18 protein-coding genes are annotated in these 18,546 nt (G+C 72.0%); 9 read left to right on the forward strand and 9 right to left on the reverse strand.

The features are described 5' to 3' along the window. Positions 1–14 precede the first annotated feature (14 nt). The 5 genes from hutH to ACFWRO_RS31845 form a co-directional block, all read right to left on the reverse strand. Positions 15–1,556 carry a histidine ammonia-lyase gene (gene hutH, locus ACFWRO_RS31825; protein ID WP_384516477.1) on the reverse strand — a complete coding sequence of 514 codons (1,542 nt, stop codon included), beginning with the start codon at positions 1,554–1,556 and terminating at the stop codon, positions 15–17. A gap of 87 nt (positions 1,557–1,643) precedes the next feature. Next, positions 1,644–2,759, reverse strand: coding sequence for a diguanylate cyclase domain-containing protein (locus ACFWRO_RS31830; RefSeq protein WP_384516438.1), 1,116 nt, complete (start codon positions 2,757–2,759; stop codon positions 1,644–1,646). A 93-nt stretch (positions 2,760–2,852) separates the two neighbouring features. Continuing rightward, the gene (locus tag ACFWRO_RS31835; protein WP_384516441.1) at positions 2,853–3,650 is read right to left on the reverse strand and encodes an enoyl-CoA hydratase/isomerase family protein; all 798 of its coding nucleotides are present in this window, start codon (positions 3,648–3,650) and stop codon (positions 2,853–2,855) included. Between the two features lie 38 nt (positions 3,651–3,688). Next, entirely contained in the window at positions 3,689–4,864 is a 1,176-nt protein-coding gene (locus ACFWRO_RS31840; RefSeq protein ID WP_384516443.1) for an adenylate/guanylate cyclase domain-containing protein, read from the reverse strand. 156 nt (positions 4,865–5,020) lie between these two features. Beyond that, positions 5,021–5,872 carry a biotin--[acetyl-CoA-carboxylase] ligase gene (locus ACFWRO_RS31845; RefSeq protein ID WP_384516446.1) on the reverse strand — a complete coding sequence of 284 codons (852 nt, stop codon included), beginning with the start codon at positions 5,870–5,872 and terminating at the stop codon, positions 5,021–5,023. Between the two features lie 133 nt (positions 5,873–6,005). Here ACFWRO_RS31845 and ACFWRO_RS31850 point away from each other — a divergent pair, with 133 nt between their 5' ends. Together ACFWRO_RS31850 and ACFWRO_RS31855 are read left to right on the forward strand one after the other, a co-directional pair. Beyond that, entirely contained in the window at positions 6,006–7,598 is a 1,593-nt protein-coding gene (locus ACFWRO_RS31850) for an acyl-CoA carboxylase subunit beta (RefSeq protein WP_384516449.1), read from the forward strand. Between the two features lie 16 nt (positions 7,599–7,614). Then, complete coding sequence (locus ACFWRO_RS31855) at positions 7,615–7,830, forward strand: acyl-CoA carboxylase epsilon subunit (protein WP_384516451.1); 216 nt, start codon at positions 7,615–7,617, stop codon at positions 7,828–7,830. Between the two features lie 82 nt (positions 7,831–7,912). Here ACFWRO_RS31855 and ACFWRO_RS31860 read toward each other — a convergent pair whose 3' ends face one another. Continuing rightward, entirely contained in the window at positions 7,913–9,280 is a 1,368-nt protein-coding gene (locus tag ACFWRO_RS31860; RefSeq protein WP_384516453.1) for an MFS transporter, read from the reverse strand. 69 nt (positions 9,281–9,349) lie between these two features. Between ACFWRO_RS31860 and ACFWRO_RS31865 the strand changes: the two genes are divergently transcribed. The 3 genes from ACFWRO_RS31865 (at position 9,350) to ACFWRO_RS31875 (ending at position 10,871) form a co-directional block, all read left to right on the forward strand. Next, positions 9,350–9,985 carry a TetR/AcrR family transcriptional regulator gene (locus ACFWRO_RS31865; protein ID WP_384516455.1) on the forward strand — a complete coding sequence of 212 codons (636 nt, stop codon included), beginning with the start codon at positions 9,350–9,352 and terminating at the stop codon, positions 9,983–9,985. A gap of 96 nt (positions 9,986–10,081) precedes the next feature. Beyond that, complete coding sequence (mmpB, locus tag ACFWRO_RS31870) at positions 10,082–10,210, forward strand: morphogenic membrane protein MmpB (protein WP_361442946.1); 129 nt, start codon at positions 10,082–10,084, stop codon at positions 10,208–10,210. 55 nt (positions 10,211–10,265) lie between these two features. Continuing rightward, positions 10,266–10,871, forward strand: a complete 606-nt coding sequence (locus ACFWRO_RS31875) for a nucleoside triphosphate pyrophosphatase (RefSeq protein WP_384516458.1) — start codon at positions 10,266–10,268, stop codon at positions 10,869–10,871. 55 nt (positions 10,872–10,926) lie between these two features. Here ACFWRO_RS31875 and ACFWRO_RS31880 read toward each other — a convergent pair whose 3' ends face one another. Next, the gene (locus ACFWRO_RS31880; protein ID WP_384516461.1) at positions 10,927–11,370 is read right to left on the reverse strand and encodes a hypothetical protein; all 444 of its coding nucleotides are present in this window, start codon (positions 11,368–11,370) and stop codon (positions 10,927–10,929) included. A gap of 362 nt (positions 11,371–11,732) precedes the next feature. Between ACFWRO_RS31880 and ACFWRO_RS31885 the strand changes: the two genes are divergently transcribed. Next, the gene (locus tag ACFWRO_RS31885; protein ID WP_384516463.1) at positions 11,733–13,487 is read left to right on the forward strand and encodes an acetyl/propionyl/methylcrotonyl-CoA carboxylase subunit alpha; all 1,755 of its coding nucleotides are present in this window, start codon (positions 11,733–11,735) and stop codon (positions 13,485–13,487) included. Between the two features lie 76 nt (positions 13,488–13,563). After that, complete coding sequence (locus ACFWRO_RS31890) at positions 13,564–14,118, forward strand: TetR/AcrR family transcriptional regulator (protein WP_384516466.1); 555 nt, start codon at positions 13,564–13,566, stop codon at positions 14,116–14,118. 82 nt (positions 14,119–14,200) lie between these two features. Here ACFWRO_RS31890 and ACFWRO_RS31895 read toward each other — a convergent pair whose 3' ends face one another. Together ACFWRO_RS31895 and ACFWRO_RS31900 are read right to left on the reverse strand one after the other, a co-directional pair. Then, positions 14,201–15,157 carry a DeoR/GlpR family DNA-binding transcription regulator gene (locus tag ACFWRO_RS31895; protein ID WP_384516468.1) on the reverse strand — a complete coding sequence of 319 codons (957 nt, stop codon included), beginning with the start codon at positions 15,155–15,157 and terminating at the stop codon, positions 14,201–14,203. Positions 15,158–15,334: 177 nt separating this feature from the next. Beyond that, on the reverse strand, positions 15,335–16,774 hold the full coding sequence (locus ACFWRO_RS31900; RefSeq protein WP_362017442.1) for an NAD(P)H-quinone dehydrogenase: 1,440 nt from the start codon (positions 16,772–16,774) through the stop codon (positions 15,335–15,337). A 272-nt stretch (positions 16,775–17,046) separates the two neighbouring features. Here ACFWRO_RS31900 and ACFWRO_RS31905 point away from each other — a divergent pair, with 272 nt between their 5' ends. Both ACFWRO_RS31905 and ACFWRO_RS31910 read left to right on the forward strand, forming a co-directional pair. Further along, positions 17,047–17,484 (forward strand): gamma-glutamylcyclotransferase, encoded by a 438-nt coding sequence (locus ACFWRO_RS31905; protein WP_384516471.1) that lies wholly within the window; start codon positions 17,047–17,049, stop codon positions 17,482–17,484. 194 nt (positions 17,485–17,678) lie between these two features. Further along, positions 17,679–18,482 (forward strand): purine-nucleoside phosphorylase, encoded by an 804-nt coding sequence (locus tag ACFWRO_RS31910; protein WP_384516474.1) that lies wholly within the window; start codon positions 17,679–17,681, stop codon positions 18,480–18,482. Positions 18,483–18,546 lie beyond the last annotated feature (64 nt).

Raw genomic sequence — 18,546 nt, forward strand, 5'->3', positions numbered from 1 at the left:
TTTTCGTTCCCCGGCTAGGCCAGCGGCCCGGTGACCGGCTCCACGGCGGCGACCAGCTTGCCCTCCCGTACGAAGGCGTCGGCGCCCTCCAGGTCGGGGGCGAGGAAGCGGTCCGGGCCCGGGCCCTCGACCCCGGCGGCGCGCAGGGCGTCGATGGCGGCCTGCGAGGCGGGGGCGGGGGTGAGGCCGCGGCGGAGCTCGATGCCGCGGGTGGCGGCGTACAGCTCGACGGCGATGATCCGGTTGAGGTTGCCGATCGCGGTGCGCAGCTTGCGGGCGGCGGACCAGCCCATGGAGACGTGGTCCTCCTGCATCGCGGAGGACGGGATGGAGTCGGCGGAGGCCGGGACGGCCAGCCGCTTCATCTCGCTGACCAGGGCGGCCTGGGTGTACTGGGCGATCATCAGGCCCGAGTCGACGCCGGCGTCGTCGGCGAGGAAGGGCGGCAGGCCGTGGGACCGGTTCTTGTCGAGGAGCCGGTCGGTGCGGCGCTCGGCGATGGAGCCGAGGTCGGCGGCGGCGATCGCGAGGAAGTCGAGGACGTACGCGACGGGGGCGCCGTGGAAGTTGCCGTTGGAGCGGATCTGGCCGTCCGCGAGGATCACGGGGTTGTCGACGGCGGAGGCGAGCTCGCGCTCGGCGACCGTACGGGCGTGGGCCATGGTGTCGCGGCCGGCGCCGGCGACCTGCGGGGCGCAGCGCACGGAGTACGCGTCCTGGACGCGCGGGGCCTCTTCCTCCTGGAAGTGGCCGGTGAGCCCGGAGCCCTTGAGCACGGCGAGCATGTTGGCGGCGGAGGCGCCCTGGCCGGGGTGGGGGCGGATGGCGTGCAGCTCGGGTTCGAGGACCTTCTCGGTGCCGAGGAGGGCCTCCAGGGAGAGCGCGGCGGTGATGTCGGCCGACGTGTAGAGGTTCTCCAGATCGGCGAGGGCCATGATCAGCATGCCGAGCATGCCGTCGGTGCCGTTGAGGAGGGCGAGGCCCTCCTTCTCGCGCAGCTCGACGGCGTCGATCCCGGCGGCGGCGAGCAGCTCGCCGGCAGGCTTCACGACACCGTCGGGCCCCTCGGCGTCGCCCTCGCCCATCAGGGTCAGGGCGCAGTGCGAGAGCGGCGCGAGGTCGCCGGAGCAGCCGAGGGAGCCGTACTCGTGGACGACGGGGGTGATGCCCGCGTTGAGGACGTCGGCCATGGTCTGCGCGACCTCGGGCCGCACGCCGGTGTGCCCGGAGGCGACGGTCTTGAGCCGCAGGAACATCAGGGCCCGCACGACCTCCCGCTCGACGCGCGGGCCCATGCCGGCGGCGTGCGAGCGGACGATGTTGCGCTGGAGCTGCGCGCGCAGTTCGGGGCTGATGTGCCGGGTGGCGAGGGCCCCGAACCCGGTGGAGACGCCGTACACGGGCTCAGGCTTGGCGGCAAGCGCGTCGACAACGGCACGTGCCCCGGCGAGCGCCCGCACGGCCTCGGGCGACAACTCGACGCGCGCACCGTGGCGGGCGACGTCGATGACGTCCTGGAAGCTGGTGCCGGACGTGCCGAGGACGACTGAGTGCATATCCATATTCAGCACCCTACGGATTGAAGACCAACATGTCACTAGTCGACCTGGGGGCAGGTCCTTACCGATGTTCCGGACGCCGGCCTAGACCGGCGGTGCGTCGCGGAAGCGTCGGCGGTCTCGGGCGCCCGGTGGGGCGTCGGCGAGGGGGATGACCGTGCCGTCGCGGCCTGCCACCACCGGTTTTGCCGAGCGGGCCGCCTTGGCCTGGTACTGGGCCGCGTCCGCGAGGCGGAAGAGGCGGCGGGCGGATTTGACCGGGCCGATGGGGTCGCCCGTGGACGCGACGCCGCACGCCACGCCTTCGCCCAGCTCAAGCTCCCCAGCCCGTACACAGAGTTCGTCGGCTACCGCCACCACCTCGTCCGACGTCGGGCCGATCGACAGGAGGCAGAACTCGTCGCCGCCGAGCCGCGCCGAGAGCGCGCCCGGGAGCATCGCACCGCATCGTGAGAGCACCGAGCCGAAGCGTTCGAGCAGGCGGTCGCCGACCGCGTGGCCGTGGGTGTCGTTGACGCGCTTGAGGCCGTTCAGGTCGCAGACCACCAGGCTCACCACGGAACCGTCGACCCGGTAGCGCTCGATCGCCTCGTCGAGCCGGGTGTCGACCGCGCGCCGGTTCGCGAGCCCGGTCAGCGGGTCGGTGAAGGCCAGCTTCCGCACCTCCTCCAGGCGTTCCGCCTGGGCGATGCCCGCCGCCACCACGGCCGCGAGCACCGCCGCGAAGTCCGCGTCGTCGCGGTCGAAGACCGGCGCACCCCTCGGCCGCGCCACGTACAGCTCGCCCCAGGCCCTGCCGTGCAGCACCACCGGCGCGACCACGCAGCAGCCCCGCCCGCGCATGCGCAGGCCCGTGACGCGGCCGGTCGGGACGCGGTCGTCCGCGGTCTCCACCCAGGCGTCGGGCTCCCCGCCACCGGCCCACTGCGCGTGCAGGAACTCGGTGATCTCGGGGAACTGGTGCACCGGGTACGTCTCCGCGTCGGGGAACTCCTCCTCGCCCGCGGCCCGCTCGCCGGCGTTCACGAGCACCTTGAGCCGGCCGTGGTCGCGCTCCCAGACCGAGAGTGCGGCGAAGGTCCCGCCGAGCCCGTCGCGGGCACCCAGCGCCGCGGCCCGCCAGAACTCGCGCGGGGTGTGCGCCGCCGCCATCGCCTGCGCCAGCGCCACTACGGCCCGCAGCCGAACGTCCTCTCCCATTCATCCAGTTTAGGGACGTTTCGCCCTTTTTTACGCGTGGAGCATCACGGAACGTGACAATCGACGTCGAATCGGCGTCTTCTCAGCCGATTCTCAGACCCCCGGCCACTCCGGCTTCCGCTTCTCGTTGAACGCCGCCACGCCCTCCGCCCGGTCCCCCGAGAACGCCACCGAGCGCCACGCCGCGTCCTCGACCTCCAGGCCCGCCCTCAGGTCCAGGCCCTGTCCGAGCCGCAGCGCGCGCTTCGAGGCGCGCAGGCCGACCGGCGAGTTGGCCGCCATCCGGCCGGCCAGCTCCAGGGCAGCCGTGCGGGCGTCCTCCGCGAGCACGTCGACGAGGCCCAGGTCACGCGCCTCCGCCGCCTCCACACGCCGCGCGGTGAAGACCAGTTCGGCCGCGCGCGCCGCGCCCACCCGGCGCGGCAGCAGCTGCGTACCGCCGCCGCCAGGGATCACGCCCACCGACACCTCGGGCAGCCCGACCACGGCCGTCGCGTCGGCGACGATCACGTCGCAGGCGAGCGCCAGCTCGTAGCCGCCACCGAGCGCGAAGCCGTGCACGGCGGCGACGGTCGGCATCGGCAGGTCGAGCACGCCGCCGTACGCGCCGCGCGAGACGGGCCGCTGCTGGACCATCTGGGCGTCCGTGAAGGAGTTGCGCTCCTTGAGGTCGGCGCCGACGCAGAAGGCCCTGTCGTTGGAGGACGTCAGCACCGTCACCCGTACCGAGTCGTCCGCCGCGAGCGCCGCGCAGGCGGCGCTGATCGAGCGGGCCATCTCCAGGGAGACCGCGTTCATCGCCTTGGGCCGGTCGAGGACCAGCTCGGCGACGTGCTCGTGCCTACGGACCGCGACGAATTCACCAAAGCGCTGCTCGGACTGCTCGGACATGGCCCGTCCCTCCCGGTTAACGACTGTTCACCGGGATCCTAGGTCGGGCGACGGGTCAGGTGCCAGGGCTCCACGACGCCGAGACCGCGCACCGGGCGCTGCCACATCGGCTGCAGCGCGAAGCGGTACGTCGGCGCCTGCTCGCCCTCCTTCTCGGCGCGGGCCGCCTCCTCGGCCGCCTGCGTCTCCGAGACGGGCGCGTCGCCGGTACGGGTCAGCTCCTCGGCGAGCGCCCCGTCGACCAGGACGGTGTCCTTGGGCGCTATCGAGGTGAGCCGGCTCGCGAGGTTCACCGTCGTACCGAAGACGTCGCCCATCCGGGTCGTCACCGTGCCGAACGCGATGCCCACGCGCAGGGCGGGCATCGTCTCGTCGTGGCTGAGCGTCTCGATCAGGCGCAGCGCGATCTCGGCGGCGGTCCCCGCGTCGTCGGCGGCGTACAGCACCTCGTCGCCGAGGGTCTTGATCAGCCGGCCGCCGTGCGCGGCGACGAGGTCGGCGCAGGTGGTCTCGAAGGCCTCGACCAGCTCGCCGAGCTCCTCCTCCTCCAGGCGGCGGGTCAGCCGGGTGAACCCGACGAGGTCGGCGAAGCCGACGGCCAGCCGCCGGTCGACCATCTCCTCGTCGTCGGCGGCCTGCACGACACGCCCTGTGGCGGCGGCGAGCTGGCGGCGCCAGACGTAGATCAGGAACTCCTCCAGCTCGGGCAGGAGCAGCTCGACCAGGGGGTACGTGACCTCGGTACGCGTCATCCCGGGCTCGGGCGGCTCGGTGAGGCCCTCCAGGAACGAGTCGATCTGCCACTCGGCGAGCCGGGCGGTGGTCTGGCCGGTGGACCGGGCGACCTGGACGGCCATGGGCTCGCTGAGCAGCCCCGCCTCGACGAGACCGGCGAGGCGGCGCAGGGCGAGGACGTCGGCCTCGGTGAGCGCCTTGGCCTGGCCGATGTCGGCGAAGCCCATGGCGCGCCAGAACCGGGAGGCGAGCTCCATGGAGACGCCGGCCGTGCGGGCGGCCTGGAAGGGGGTGTAGCGGCGGTCCGCGCCGAGGATGAGCTGTTCCAGGCGGATCGCGAGGGGGTCGTCGGTCGGCTCGGCCGTGTGGTCGACGTGGTGGTGCGGCGTGGGGTACGCCGGCGGCTCCGCCTCAGCCGGCGGCTCCGCCTCGGCGGGTGGCTCCGCCTCACCGCCGTTGTGCGCGTCGTCGACGGTCACCGGCCGCCTCCTGCCGTTTCCCTGCCCACTGCCCTGCCGATCTGTCGCCCTGGATCGCGCTCCACGATACGACAGGTGTGTGCCAGCTCACGCCGTTCCGGCGGTTCGACGGTCTCCCGGGGGCGGCGCGGTCCCGCCCCCGGGTCACAGCCGGGTTCAGCCCGTGGCGCGGACGTGGACGATGTCGCCCGCCGCGACCGCCTCCGTGCCGCCGCCCTCGGTCGCCACCACCAGGCGCCCGTCGCCGTCCACGCCGACCGCCTCGCCCTCCAGCATCCGCTCGCCCGGGAGGTCGGCCCGGATGTGCCGGCCCAGGGTCGAGCAGCCCGCCTCGTACGCGGCCTGGAGGCCGGAGGCGACCGGGTCGCCGTCGGCCCGGGTCCACTCCCCGTACCAGTGCTCCAGGGAGCGCAGGACGGAGCGCAGCAGCGTGTCGCGGTCCGTGGAGATCGCGTCGGCGAGGAGCAGCGAACCGGCGCCCGGCACCGGCAGCTCCTCCGCCTTCAGGGTCACGTTGACCCCGATCCCGACGACGACCCCGTCCTCGCCCGCCCGCTCGGCGAGGATCCCGCCGGCCTTCCGCTCCTCGCCCCCGACCGAAACCAGCAGGTCGTTCGGCCACTTGAGGGAGAGGTCCACGCCGGCGGACTTCGCGAGCCCGGTCGCCGCCGCGACGCCCGTGAGCAGCGGGAGCCAGCCCCAGCGGTGCACGGGCACGTCCGGCTTGAGCAGGACGGAGAGGAAGAGCCCCGCGCGCGGCGGCGAGACCCAGTCGCGGTCGAGGCGGCCGCGCCCCGACGTCTGCTCCTCGGCGACGAGCACGGCCCCCTCGGGCAGCTCGTCGGCGCGGGCGGCCAGGTCGGAGTTGGTGGAGCCGACCGTGGTGACCAGGTCGAACGAGGTCCAGAGCCCGTCGGGGAGGACGAGCGCGCGGCGCAGCGCGGCGGCGTTGAGCGGGGGCCGGTCCAGGTCGGACCACCGCGCTCCTGAGGCATCTGAGGACGTCATGCAAGCCAGACTAGGTGTGGCAAAGACCGCAGTGCCGAACCGTATCGCCGTCGATACGCTACGGGTCAGTAGCCGAGCAGTAGCCCATTCGTAGTAAACGAACCCCCGTGACCAGGCAGGGAGCCGCATCCCGATGTCCGAGTCGGTAGAGCCGCAAGAGATCGACATTCACACGACCGCGGGCAAGATCGCGGACCTTCAGCGCCGGATTGACGAGGCCACCCACGCCGGCTCCGAGCGGGCGGTGGAGAAGCAGCACGCGAAGGGCAAGCTGACCGCGCGGGAGCGGATCGCACTCCTGCTCGACGAGGGCTCGTTCGTGGAGCTCGACGAGCTGGCCCGGCACCGGTCGACCAACTTCGGCCTGGAGAAGACCCGTCCGTACGGCGACGGTGTGGTGACCGGCTACGGCACGGTCGACGGCCGTCCGGTCGCCGTCTTCTCGCAGGACTTCACGGTCTTCGGCGGCGCGCTCGGCGAGGTCTTCGGCCAGAAGATCATGAAGGTCATGGACTTCGCGCTGAAGACCGGCTGCCCGGTGGTCGGGATCAACGACTCGGGCGGCGCGCGGATCCAGGAGGGCGTCATGGCCCTCGGCATGTACGGCGAGATCTTCCGCCGCAACACCCATGCCTCCGGCGTGATCCCGCAGATCTCCCTGGTCGTCGGCCCCTGCGCGGGCGGCGCGGTCTACTCCCCCGCGATCACCGACTTCACCGTCATGGTCGACCAGACCTCGCACATGTTCATCACGGGCCCGGACGTCATCAAGACGGTCACCGGTGAGGACGTCGGCTTCGAGGAGCTGGGCGGCGCGCGCACGCACAACACCACGTCCGGTGTGGCGCACCACATGGCCGGTGACGAGAAGGACGCGATCGAGTACGTCAAGTCCCTGCTGTCGTACCTGCCGTCGAACAACCTCTCCGAGCCGCCGGCCTTCCCGGAGACCGCCGAGACGGAGGCGACGGACGAGGACCGCGAGCTGGACGTCCTGATCCCGGACTCCGCCAACCAGCCGTACGACATGCACACCGTCATCGAACACATCGTCGACGACGGCGAGTTCCTGGAGACGCAGTCGCTGTTCGCGCCGAACATCCTCACCGGCTTCGGCCGCGTGGAGGGCTTCCCGGTGGGCATCGTCGCCAACCAGCCGATGCAGTTCGCCGGCTGCCTGGACATCAACGCGAGCGAGAAGGCCGCGCGCTTCGTGCGCACCTGCGACGCGTTCAACGTCCCGGTCATCACCTTCGTCGACGTGCCGGGCTTCCTGCCGGGCGTGGACCAGGAGTACGGCGGCATCATCCGCCGGGGCGCCAAGCTGATCTACGCGTACGCCGAGGCGACGGTCCCGCTGATCACCGTCATCACCCGCAAGGCCTTCGGCGGCGCGTACGACGTCATGGGCTCCAAGCACCTGGGCGCCGACCTGAACCTGGCGTGGCCGACCGCGCAGATCGCGGTCATGGGCGCGCAGGGCGCGGTGAACATCCTGCACCGCAGGACGATCGCGGCGGCCGAGGATCAGGAGGCGGAGCGGGCGCGGCTGATCCAGGAGTACGAGGACACCCTGCTCAACCCGTACACGGCGGCCGAGCGCGGCTACATCGACGGGGTCATCCTGCCGTCGGACACCCGCCCGCAGATCGTGAAGGGCCTGCGTCAGCTGCGTACAAAGCGGGAATCCCTCCCTCCGAAGAAGCACGGCAACATCCCCCTCTAGACCTCAGGGAGTCGACATGATCAAGGTCGTACGAGGAAACCCGACCCCGGAGGAGCTGGCCGCCGCTCTGGCGGTGGTCCAGGCCCGGGCCGCGGCGACTGCTGCGGCCGCCGCGGCCGGCGGTGACGGCCCGGAGTCCCCGGAGGGCTGGTCGGACCCGGCCCGCATCGCCCGTTCGGTACGGCCCCGGCCGGGGCCGCGCTCGTGGGCGCGGTCCTACTGGCCGGCGTAGCTCTTCTGGTTTTTCGACTGTCTCGACGCCGAAGGCCGGACCCCATGCGCGGGGTCCGGCCTTTCGCGTACCCGGGAAGCCGTCACGTGCGGCGCAGGAAGATCCCGGCCAGGACGGCGCCCACGACGACGATCGCGGCATTGACCAGGACCGCGAGGCCGATGCCGTCGAAGACCGTGGTGGAGGTGACGACGACGGCGCTCATGATCGGCGTGCCCATGGTGATGCCGATCTGCTGGGTCATCGTGGCGAGGCCGGTCGCCATGCCCTGCTCGGAGTCGGGCAGCCCGGAGGTGGCGGTGACCATGAAGCCGACGATGGCGAGCATGTTGCCGACACCGCCGACGAAGGTGGCGGCGAGCAGCAGCCAGAGCCAGCTCCGGTCGTCGCCGAGGGCGTAGAGGGAGACCGTGGCGACGGCCTGGATCAGCCCGCCGACGACGAGGGCGGCGCGGGAGCCGTACCGGCCGATGAAGCGCGGCGCGAAGACCCCGCCGATGACCGTGCCCGCGCCGAGCACGCCGAACGACAGGCCGGCGGCGAGCGGCGAGAAGCCGAGGACGTCCTGCAGGTAGAGCGTCATCAGGAAGACCAGCGAGGTCTCGGTGACGAAGGCGACGAGCCCGGCGAGGTTGCCCCAGATCACGGTGGGGCGGGCGAGGATCCGTACCGGTACGAGGGGTGAGGCGGCGCGGCGCTCCACGAACCAGAAGGCGACCAGCAGGGCGATGCCGACCGGCAGCGCCAGGGGCTCGGTGGTGAGGCCGTAGACGAGCGCGAGGAGGCCGCCGGTGACGGTGATCGCGCCGGGGACGTCGAGGCGCGGGCGGACGGCCGGGCGGCTCTCCTTGAGCACGGCGGGCGCGACGAGCAGGACCGCGAGGGCGACGGGCACGTTGATGAAGAAGGCCCAGCGCCAGGAGAGCAGCTCGGTCAGGACGCCGCCGAGGATCGCGCCCGTGGTGAACCCGGCCGACATCAGCGCGCCGTTCAGGCCGAGCGCCTTGGCGCGCAGGGGGCCCTCGGGGAACGAGGACGTGAGCAGGGAGAGCCCGGCGGGCGTGACGGCGGCGGTGGCGAGGCCCTGGGCGACGCGCGCGGCCATCAGCAGGGCCGGGTCGGTGGCGAGGCCGCCGAGGAGCGAGGAGAGCCCGAGGAGCGCCATGCCGCCGAGGAAGAGGCGGCGGCGTCCGACGAGGTCGGCGACGCGCCCGAAGAGGAGGGTGAATCCGGCGGCGGCGAGCGCGAAGGCGGTGGCGATCCACTGGAGGTTCGCCAGCGAGAAGCCGAGTCCTTCGCCGATGACGGGCAGCGCGACGTTCAGGATCGAGAAGTCGACGGCCAGCATGAACTGGGCGACGAGGAGGACGAGGAGGACGAGCCGCATCCGTCCGTCCATACGTGCGGCGGGCTGGGTGCCGGCCTGTGACCGGACATCGGTGGCAACCATCGGCGGACCCCTTAATGGGAATCTGTTTCCGTTAAGATGTCCCGTACCGTAGCAGACTCGAAGGCGTTAATGGAACAGGAGACCCGTTTGAGTGAGAGCCAGCCGGCCGTGCCCGGCACCGTGCGTCCCGGGGGCCGTACCGCGAAGGTGCGCCGGGCCGTCCTCGAAGCGACCGAGGACGCCCTGGCCGCCACGGGCTTCCACGCGCTGAACATGGACCATGTCGCCGCGAGCGCGGGCGTGGGCAAGACGACCGTCTACCGGCGCTGGGGCTCCCCCGTCGGCCTCGTCGCCGACCTGCTGCGCGACATGGCCGAGCAGTCCCTGCCGGCCTCCGACACCGGCAGCCTCGCGGGCGACCTGCGGGCCAACGCCGCACTCGTCGTCAGGACGCTCACCGACGCCCGGATGGGCGGCGTCTTCCGCGCGGTCATCGCGGCGGCGGCCTGCGACGAGGAGTGCGCCGAGGCGCTGAACGGCTTCTACCGGGCCCGCCTGGAGGAGTGGGCCCCGGTGGTGAAGCGGGGTGCGGCGCGCGGCGAGATCCCGCCGGAGACGGACGAGCTGGAGCTGCTGCGCGCGGTCTCCGCCCCGCTCTACTACCGCTTCATGATCACGCGCGAGCCGCTGGGCCCGGAGGACGGCGAGCGGGCGGCCCGGGCGGCGCTGACGTCGGCCGAGGCGGGGGTGTTCACCGCGCCGTAATCAGGCGTTCGACTAGTCCTTCTAGTCCTTCGGCACCGGGGCGCTTGAGTACGAGTACTCAGGCGCCCCGGCCGTCGCACGAGCAGGATCGGACGCATGCTGTGGTCCGACCCGGAGAACGAGCCGCCGAAGGAGATGCGCGACATGCAGGCGATGCTGCGTCGCGCGTCGATCCTGCTGGCCCTGGCGATGGTGGTGGCGATGTTCGTGGTCGGCGTCCACTGAGTGGCCGGTCCACCGAATGGGCGCCGGGAGCGGCCGTACTGGCTACGCTTCCCCCATGACTCCTGATCGCCGCCGTGTCGTGCTCGCCTCCGCCTCGCCCGCCCGTCTCGGACTGCTGCGGCAGGCCGGACTCGCCCCCGAGGTCATCGTGAGCGGCGTCGACGAGGACAAGGTCCACGCCCCGACGCCCGCCGAACTGGCCCTCGCGCTCGCCGAGGCCAAGGCCGCCCATGTGGCCGCCCGCCCCGAGGTCTTCGGCGCGCTGGTCATCGGCTGCGACTCGGTCCTCGAACTCGACGGGCAGGCCCTCGGCAAGCCCGCGGACGCCGAGGACGCCACCGCCCGCTGGAAGGCCATGCGGGGCAGGGTCGGCATCCTCCAGACCGGGCACTGCGTCTACGACACGGCCGCCAAGCGCTACGAGTCGGCGACCGCCTCGACCGTGGTCCGCTTCGGCGAGCCGACCGACGCCGAGGTCGCCGCGTACGTGGCGAGCGGCGAACCGCTGCACGTGGCGGGCGCGTTCACCCTGGACGGCCGTTCGGCGCCGTTCATCGACGGCATCGACGGCGACCCGGGCAACGTGATCGGCCTGTCCCTGCCGCTGCTGCGCAGGCTGCTCGGCAAGCTGGGGGTCTCGATCACGGACCTGTGGCACTGACGACGGGGCCCAGGTTCCCGGACGGGCCCAGGCTCCCGGACGGGAACCACGCTTCCTACGCGGGCGCCGGCGCCCCTTCGGGGGTCTCGGGGGTTCCGGGCGTGTCGGCGCCCTTGCCGTACGCCACCAGCGTCAGCACGATCAGGCCGAGCACCACGGTCATGAACGCGAAGGCCCCCCAGCCGATCAGACCGACCGTCACGGCGCCGAGCAGCCCGTGCACGACGGCGCAGCCGACGAGCAAGGCCCGGCCCGCCCGCCCCGGCCGCTTGTCACGGATGCCGGCGATCAGCGCGACGGTGGCGCAGAGCGCGAGGAGCAGCCCCGAGACGATGCCGAGCACCCACGTGCCGGTCACCATGTGGTCGGGGTCGAGCCCGTCCAGGGACATCGACTGGGCCTCGACGAAACGGGCCATGACGGCGTTGAGCCCGACGATGGCCGGCGCCTCCAGGAACAGCACCCCCGCCGTCACGAGCGCTATCGGTCTGCGGGCCACCTCGGCCACCCCCTGTATACGACTGTTACCGACAGTACGAACGACTGCGCGAAGGCTACTGCCGGGTAAACCCGCGGACAAGGGTCGGCGACGGACGTTCCCAGGGCAAAGAATCATTGCGCCATTCGTAGGGACTCCACAAAGAAACCTGATCGGCGACTGGTCGCCCGAACAGAGACCTGTGCCACACCTCGGAGCTACTGTGCCGTAGAGGAGTCCTGCGTACCGTGGTACGACAAGGGATTTCATGACCCCGAACGCCTCGTATCACGCTCCGTGTGGGCAAGCTCACCACTGGGGACGGGTCGAAAGGCCGTGTCGGTAGTCCCTAAACTCAGCTTGTTTTCAAGGAGGGAGCCATCGTGCGCAAGGTGCTCATCGCCAACCGTGGCGAAATCGCAGTCCGTGTGGCCCGGGCGTGCCGGGACGCGGGGATCGCGAGTGTGGCCGTCTACGCCGAGCCGGACCGGGACGCTCTGCACGTCCGCGCGGCCGACGAGGCGTTCGCCCTGGGCGGTGACACCCCGGCCGCCAGCTATCTGGACATGGCCAAGGTGCTCGCGGCGGCGAAGGACTCAGGGGCGGACGCGATCCACCCCGGTTACGGCTTCCTCTCCGAGAACGCCGAGTTCGCCCAGGCCGTCCTGGACGCCGGTCTGACCTGGATCGGCCCGCCGCCGCAGGCGATCCGGGACCTCGGTGACAAGGTCGCCGCCCGGCACATCGCCCAGCGCGCAGGCGCGCCCCTGGTCGCCGGCACGCCCGACCCGGTCTCCGGTGCGGACGAGGTCGTCGCCTTCGCCGAGGAGCACGGCCTGCCGATCGCGATCAAGGCCGCCTTCGGCGGTGGCGGTCGTGGTCTGAAGGTCGCCCGGACTCTCGAAGAGGTCCCGGAGCTCTACGACTCGGCCGTCCGTGAGGCCGTCGCGGCCTTCGGCCGGGGCGAGTGCTTCGTCGAGCGCTACCTCGACAAGCCCCGCCACGTCGAGACCCAGTGCCTGGCCGACAGCCACGGCAACGTCGTCGTCGTCTCCACCCGCGACTGCTCCCTCCAGCGCCGCCACCAGAAGCTGGTCGAGGAGGCCCCCGCGCCGTTCCTCACCGAGGCGCAGAACGAGCAGCTGTACGCGGCGTCGAAGGCGATCCTGAAGGAGGCCGGCTACGTCGGCGCCGGCACGGTGGAGTTCCTCGTCGGCACGGACGGCACGATCTCCTTCCTGGAGGTCAACACCCGCCTCCAGGTCGAGCACCCGGTCACCGAAGAGGTCACCGGCATCGACCTCGTACGCGAGATGTTCCGGATCGCCGACGGCGAGGAACTCGGTTACGGCGACCCGGAGATGCGCGGCCACTCCTTCGAGTTCCGCATCAACGGCGAGGACCCGGGCCGTAACTTCCTCCCCGCCCCCGGCGTCGTGACCGACTTCGCGCCGCCGTCCGGCCCCGGTGTCCGCCTGGACGCGGGCGTGGAGTCCGGCTCCGTGATCGGCCCGGCCTGGGACTCGCTGCTGGCCAAGCTGATCGTCACCGGCGCCACCCGCGAGCAGGCCCTGCAGCGCGCGGCCCGTGCGCTGGCGGAGTTCAAGGTCGAGGGCATGGCCACCGCCATCCCGTTCCACCAGGCCGTCGTCGTCGACCCCGCCTTCACCGCCGACCCGTTCACGGTCCACACCCGCTGGATCGAGACCGAGTTCGACAACCAGATCAAGCCCTTCGCCCCCGCCGGCACCGAAGCCGACGAGGACGAGACCGGCCGCGAGACCATCGTCGTCGAGGTCGGCGGCAAGCGCCTGGAGGTCTCCCTGCCCTCCTCGCTCGGCATGACCCTGGCCCGTACCGGCCTGGCCGCCGGCGCCAAGCCGAAGCGCCGCGCCGCGAAGAAGTCCGGGCCGACGGCCTCCGGCGACACCCTCGCCTCCCCGATGCAGGGCACCATCGTCAAGGTGGCCGTCGAGGAGGGCCAGGAGGTCAAGGAGGGCGACCTGATCGTCGTCCTGGAGGCCATGAAGATGGAGCAGCCGCTGAACGCGCACCGCTCCGGCACGGTCAAGGGCCTCTCCGCCGAGGTCGGCGCCTCCCTCACGTCCGGCGCCGCGATCTGCGAGATCAAGGACTGACCGCACACCCGCTGTACGAAGGGCCCGCAGGCGCACCGCCGGTGGGCCCTTCGCCCGTATCCGGAGGGATGGCCCCATGCGTGCGGACGCGCGCCGCAACCACGAACGGCTGCTGACCGAGGCCCGCGCCGCCTTCGCCGAGCACGGCACCGACGCCTCCCTCGAGGACATCGCGCGCCGTGCAGGGGTGGGCATCGGAACGCTGTACCGGCACTTCCCCACCCGTGAGGCGCTGATCAACGCCGTCTTCCAGGAGGCGCTCGCCGCGCTGCTGCAGCGCGGGGAGGAGTTGGCGGGGGCCGAGGAGCCGTGCCCGGCGCTCGTGGAGTGGCTGCGCTGCCTGATCACTCATGCGAGTGAGTACCGGGGCTTGTCCCGGGCGTTGATGCCCGCCATGTCGGGTTCTCGGGAGGCGCGTTCGGCGCTCGCGCAGTGCGGTGTCCCGTTGCACGCGGCGGGCGAGACGCTGCTGTCCCGGGCCCAGAAGGCGGGGACGGTACGCGACGAGGTGTCCATCGGCGATCTGATGCGGCTCGCGAACGCGATCGCCCTGGCGGCGGAACAGTCCCCGGAGGACCCGGAGTTGGCCGACCGCCTGCTGGCGCTGACCGTACGGGGCCTGAAGCCCTAGCCGGGGATCCGCCCCGGCGCACCCGGTGGGCCCCCTGGGGGAGGGACCCCTGAAACCGAGCCTTCGTACGAGCCTCAGCGCCTCAGCGCCTCCGCATGTCGGCCACCCGCGCCGCGCGCTCGGGGGCGAGCACCTCACCGTTCAACGCCCCGCCCGCGCTGCGGAGCTGGCCGCCGGGGTGGCGGCCCCGCTGTCCCGGGAGGGGGACGTCGCGGCGGGGGCGTCCCGGCGGGGGGACCTGGTGGTCACCACCCGCGCCCGTGCCGGCCACGGCGATCTGTACGCCCTGGTCGGCCAGCGCCTGGAGCTCCGTCGCGGCACGGTCGTCGTGCGCGGGGGGCTCGTCGGTGACGAGGCGGGTGATCACGTCCGTGGGCACCGTCTGGAACATGGTGTCGGTGCCGAGCTTGGTGTGGTCGGCGAGGACCACGACCTCGGCGGCAGCCTGCACCAGCGCCCGGTCCACGCTCGCGGAGAGCATGTTCGACGTGGAGAGCCCGCGCTCGGCGGTCAGACCGCTGCCGGAGAGGAAGGCCCGGGAGACCCGCAGCCCCTGGAGGGACTGCTCGGCCCCGCTGCCCACCAGCGCGTAGTTGGAGCCGCGCAGCGTGCCGCCGGTCATGACGACCTCGACCCGGTTGGCGTGGGCGAGGGCCTGGGCGACGAGCAGGGAGTTGGTGACCACGGTCAGACCGGGCACGCGGGCGAGCCGGCGGGCCAGCTCCTGCGTGGTCGTCCCGGCGCCGACGACGATGGCCTCGCCCTCCTCGACGAGGCTCGCGGCGACGTCGGCGATGGCCGTCTTCTCCGCGGTGGCGAGATGGGATTTCTGCGGGAAGCCGGATTCTCGCGTGAAGCCGCCCGGCAGTACCGCACCGCCGTGCCGGCGGTCGAGGAGTCCTTCTGCCTCCAGCGCCCGTACGTCTCGTCGTACGGTCACTTCAGAGGTCTGGACGACGCGGGCGAGCTCCCGGAGCGACACGGCTCCGTTGGCGCGCACCATTTCGAGGATCAACTGACGACGTTCTGCAGCGAACACGAAACTGACAGTAACCTGCGCGGCCGGAACTTTTCAGCACTATGCGCCGAATTGCAGAAGATACGCACAGACGGGGCCTCCAAGTGGTATGGGAGGCCCCGTCGTTGATCGTTCTATGCCCCGCCTTGCCGGGGGTTGTCCAGATCGCCCCAGGCGGGAGGGGTGATCGGCGGGTGATCAGGCCTCGCCCGTCGCCTTTCGGGTGTGCAACTGCCGTGCCACTTCCGCGATCGAGCCCGACAGGGAGGGGTACACGGTGAAAGCGTTTGCGATCTGTTCGACCGTCAGATTGTTGTCGACCGCGATCGAGATGGGGTGGATCAGCTCGCTCGCCTTGGGGGCGACGACACAGCCGCCGACCACGATCCCGGTGCCCGGGCGGCAGAAGATCTTGACGAAGCCGTCCCGGATGCCCTGCATCTTGGCGCGCGGGTTGCGCAGCAGCGGCAGCTTGACGACCCGGGCGTCGATCTTGCCCGCGTCCACGTCGGCCTGCGTGTAGCCGACGGTCGCGATCTCCGGGTCGGTGAAGACGTTCGAGGAGACCGTCTTCAGGTTCAGCGGGGCCACCGCGTCGCCGAGGAAGTGGTACATCGCGATCCGGCCCTGCATGGCCGCCACCGAGGCGAGCGCGAAGACTCCGGTGACGTCACCGGCCGCGTAGACACCGGGGGCGGAGGTGCGGGAGACCTTGTCGGTCCAGATGTGCCCGGAGTCCTTGAGCCGGACCCCGGCCTCCTCCAGACCCATTCCGGCCGAGTTCGGGATGGCGCCGACGGCCATCAGGCAGTGGGTGCCGGAGATGACCCGGCCGTCGGAGAGGGTGACCTCGACCCGGTCACCGACCCGCTTGGCGGACTCGGCGCGCGAGCGGGCCATGACGTTCATGCCGCGGCGGCGGAAGACGTCCTCCAGGACGGCGGCGGCGTCCGGGTCCTCGCCGGGCAGGACGCGGTCGCGGCTCGACACCAGGGTCACCCGCGAGCCGAGCGCCTGGTAGGCACCGGCGAACTCGGCGCCGGTGACACCGGAGCCGACCACGATGAGCTCCTCGGGGAGCTCCTTGAGGTCGTAGACCTGGGTCCAGTTGAGGATCCGCTCGCCGTCCGGCTGGGCGTCGGGCAGCTCGCGCGGGTGGCCACCGGTCGCGATGAGCACGGCGTCGGCGGTCAGCGCCTCCTCGGAACCGTCGGCCGCCGTCACGATCACCTGACGGGAACCGTCCATGGCCTGACGGCCGGAGAGCCGGCCACGACCGCGCAGCACCCGGGCGCCGGCCCGGGTCACGGAGGCGGTGATGTCGTGGGACTGGGCCAGCGCGAGCCGCTTCACCCGTCGGTTGACCTTGCCGAGGTCGACGCCGACGACGCGGGCGGCCTGCTCCACGTGCGGGGTGTCGTCGGCGACGATGATGCCCAGCTCCTCGTACGAGGAGTCGAAGGTCGTCATCACCTCGGCCGTCGCGATGAGGGTCTTCGAGGGGACGCAGTCGGTGAGGACGGACGCGCCGCCGAGACCGTCGCAGTCGACGACGGTCACCTCCGCGCCGAGTTGGGCCCCCACCAGGGCAGCCTCGTATCCGCCGGGTCCGCCGCCGATGATCACGATCCGGGTCACTGGGATCTACGCCTCGCGCTCTCGTTCTGCCGGGGGGTCCCCCGCTGGGCTGCAGTGCGTACGCCATTGTCCCGCACGCTTCAAGTGCGTACCCCATTGTCCCGTACGCGAGGGACGGACTCGCGCCGGGGCCACCGATCGGCCGTGGGGTGTCTTGTGGATCATGCAGGGCTCGCGGCTCGCTTACCGGCCTGATCCACAGGACACCCCCTGGCACCAGCCCCACCTCGCTCTTCCGCGGACACCCGCTCCCCTCCCGTACCCTCGATCCCATGTCGCTCTACGCCGCGTACGCCGGCAACCTCGACGCGCGGCTCATGACCCGCCGCGCCCCGCACTCCCCGCTGCGCGGCACCGGCTGGCTCAACGGCTGGCGGCTGACCTTCGGCGGCGAGCAGATGGGCTGGGAGGGCGCGCTCGCCACCATCGTCGAGGCGCCGCGTTCCCAGGTCTTCGTCGCGCTGTACGACATCGCGCCGATGGACGAGGACTCCATGGACCGCTGGGAGGGCGTCAACCTCGACATCTACCGGCGGATGCGGCTCCGCGTGCACACCCTGGACGGCGAGGAAGCGGCCTGGGTGTACGTCCTGAACGCGTACGAGGGCGGGCTGCCGTCCGCCCGCTACCTCGGCGAGGTGGCCGACGCGGCGGAGTCGGCGGGGGCGCCGCACGACTACGTGATGGAGCTGCGCAAGCGCCCGTGCTGAGGGGACGGGAAGCCGCGTGGGCACAAGCGCATCAGGGCGACCACTAGCCCATTCGTCGGAAACGACAAGACAACGATCGCATGTCCGTCAGCATCGTCATCTACGCGCGTAGGCATTCTCGGGCTAGGCTGCTGCGGGTACGAAATCCGTCCGGGGCTCCCCTCGGACCCCCCCTCCCCGAGGCGAGAGAGTCAGTGAACGCAACTGCCACCCCGTACGAGGCCGCCGAGGCCGCTGCCGCGCGACTTCGCGAGCTGACCGGAATCGAGACCCACGACGTGGCGCTCGTCATGGGCTCCGGCTGGGCGCCGGCCGTCGACGCGCTCGGCGCTCCGGAGGCCGAGTTCCCCGTGACCGAGCTGCCCGGCTTCCCGCCGCCGGTCGTCGAGGGACACGGCGGCAAGGTCCGCTCGTACAAGATCGGCGCCAAGCACGTCCTGGTCTTCCTGGGCCGCACCCACTTCTACGAGGGCCGGGGCGTCGCCTCCGTCGCCCACGGTGTGCGCACCGCCGTCGCCGCCGGCTGCAAGACCGTCGTCCTGACCAACGGCTGCGGTGGTCTGCGCGAGGGCATGCGCCCCGGCCAGCCGGTCCTGATCAGCGACCACCTCAACCTGACGGCCGCCTCGCCGATCGTCGGCGCGAACTTCGTGGACCTCACCGACCTCTACTCGCCGCGCCTGCGCGCGCTGTGCAAGGAGATCGACGAGACCCTCGAAGAGGGCGTCTACGTGCAGTTCCCCGGCCCGCACTACGAGACCCCGGCCGAGATCAACATGGTCCGCGTCATGGGCGGCGACCTGGTCGGCATGTCCACCGTCCTGGAGGCCATCGCGGCCCGCGAGGCGGGCGCCGAGGTCCTGGGCATCTCCCTGGTCACCAACCTGGCGGCGGGCCTCTCGGGCGAGCCGCTGAACCACGAGGAAGTCCTCCAGGCCGGCCGCGACTCGGCCGCCCGGATGGGCGAGCTGCTGACGCGGGTCCTCGACCGCATCTGAGGTACGACGGGGCGGGGCGGGGACGGGAGCCGCTGCGCGGGGCTCCCTTCCCCACCCCGCCCCT

The organism is Streptomyces sp. NPDC058579, from assembly GCF_042718575.1.
Classification (GTDB): domain Bacteria; phylum Actinomycetota; class Actinomycetes; order Streptomycetales; family Streptomycetaceae; genus Streptomyces.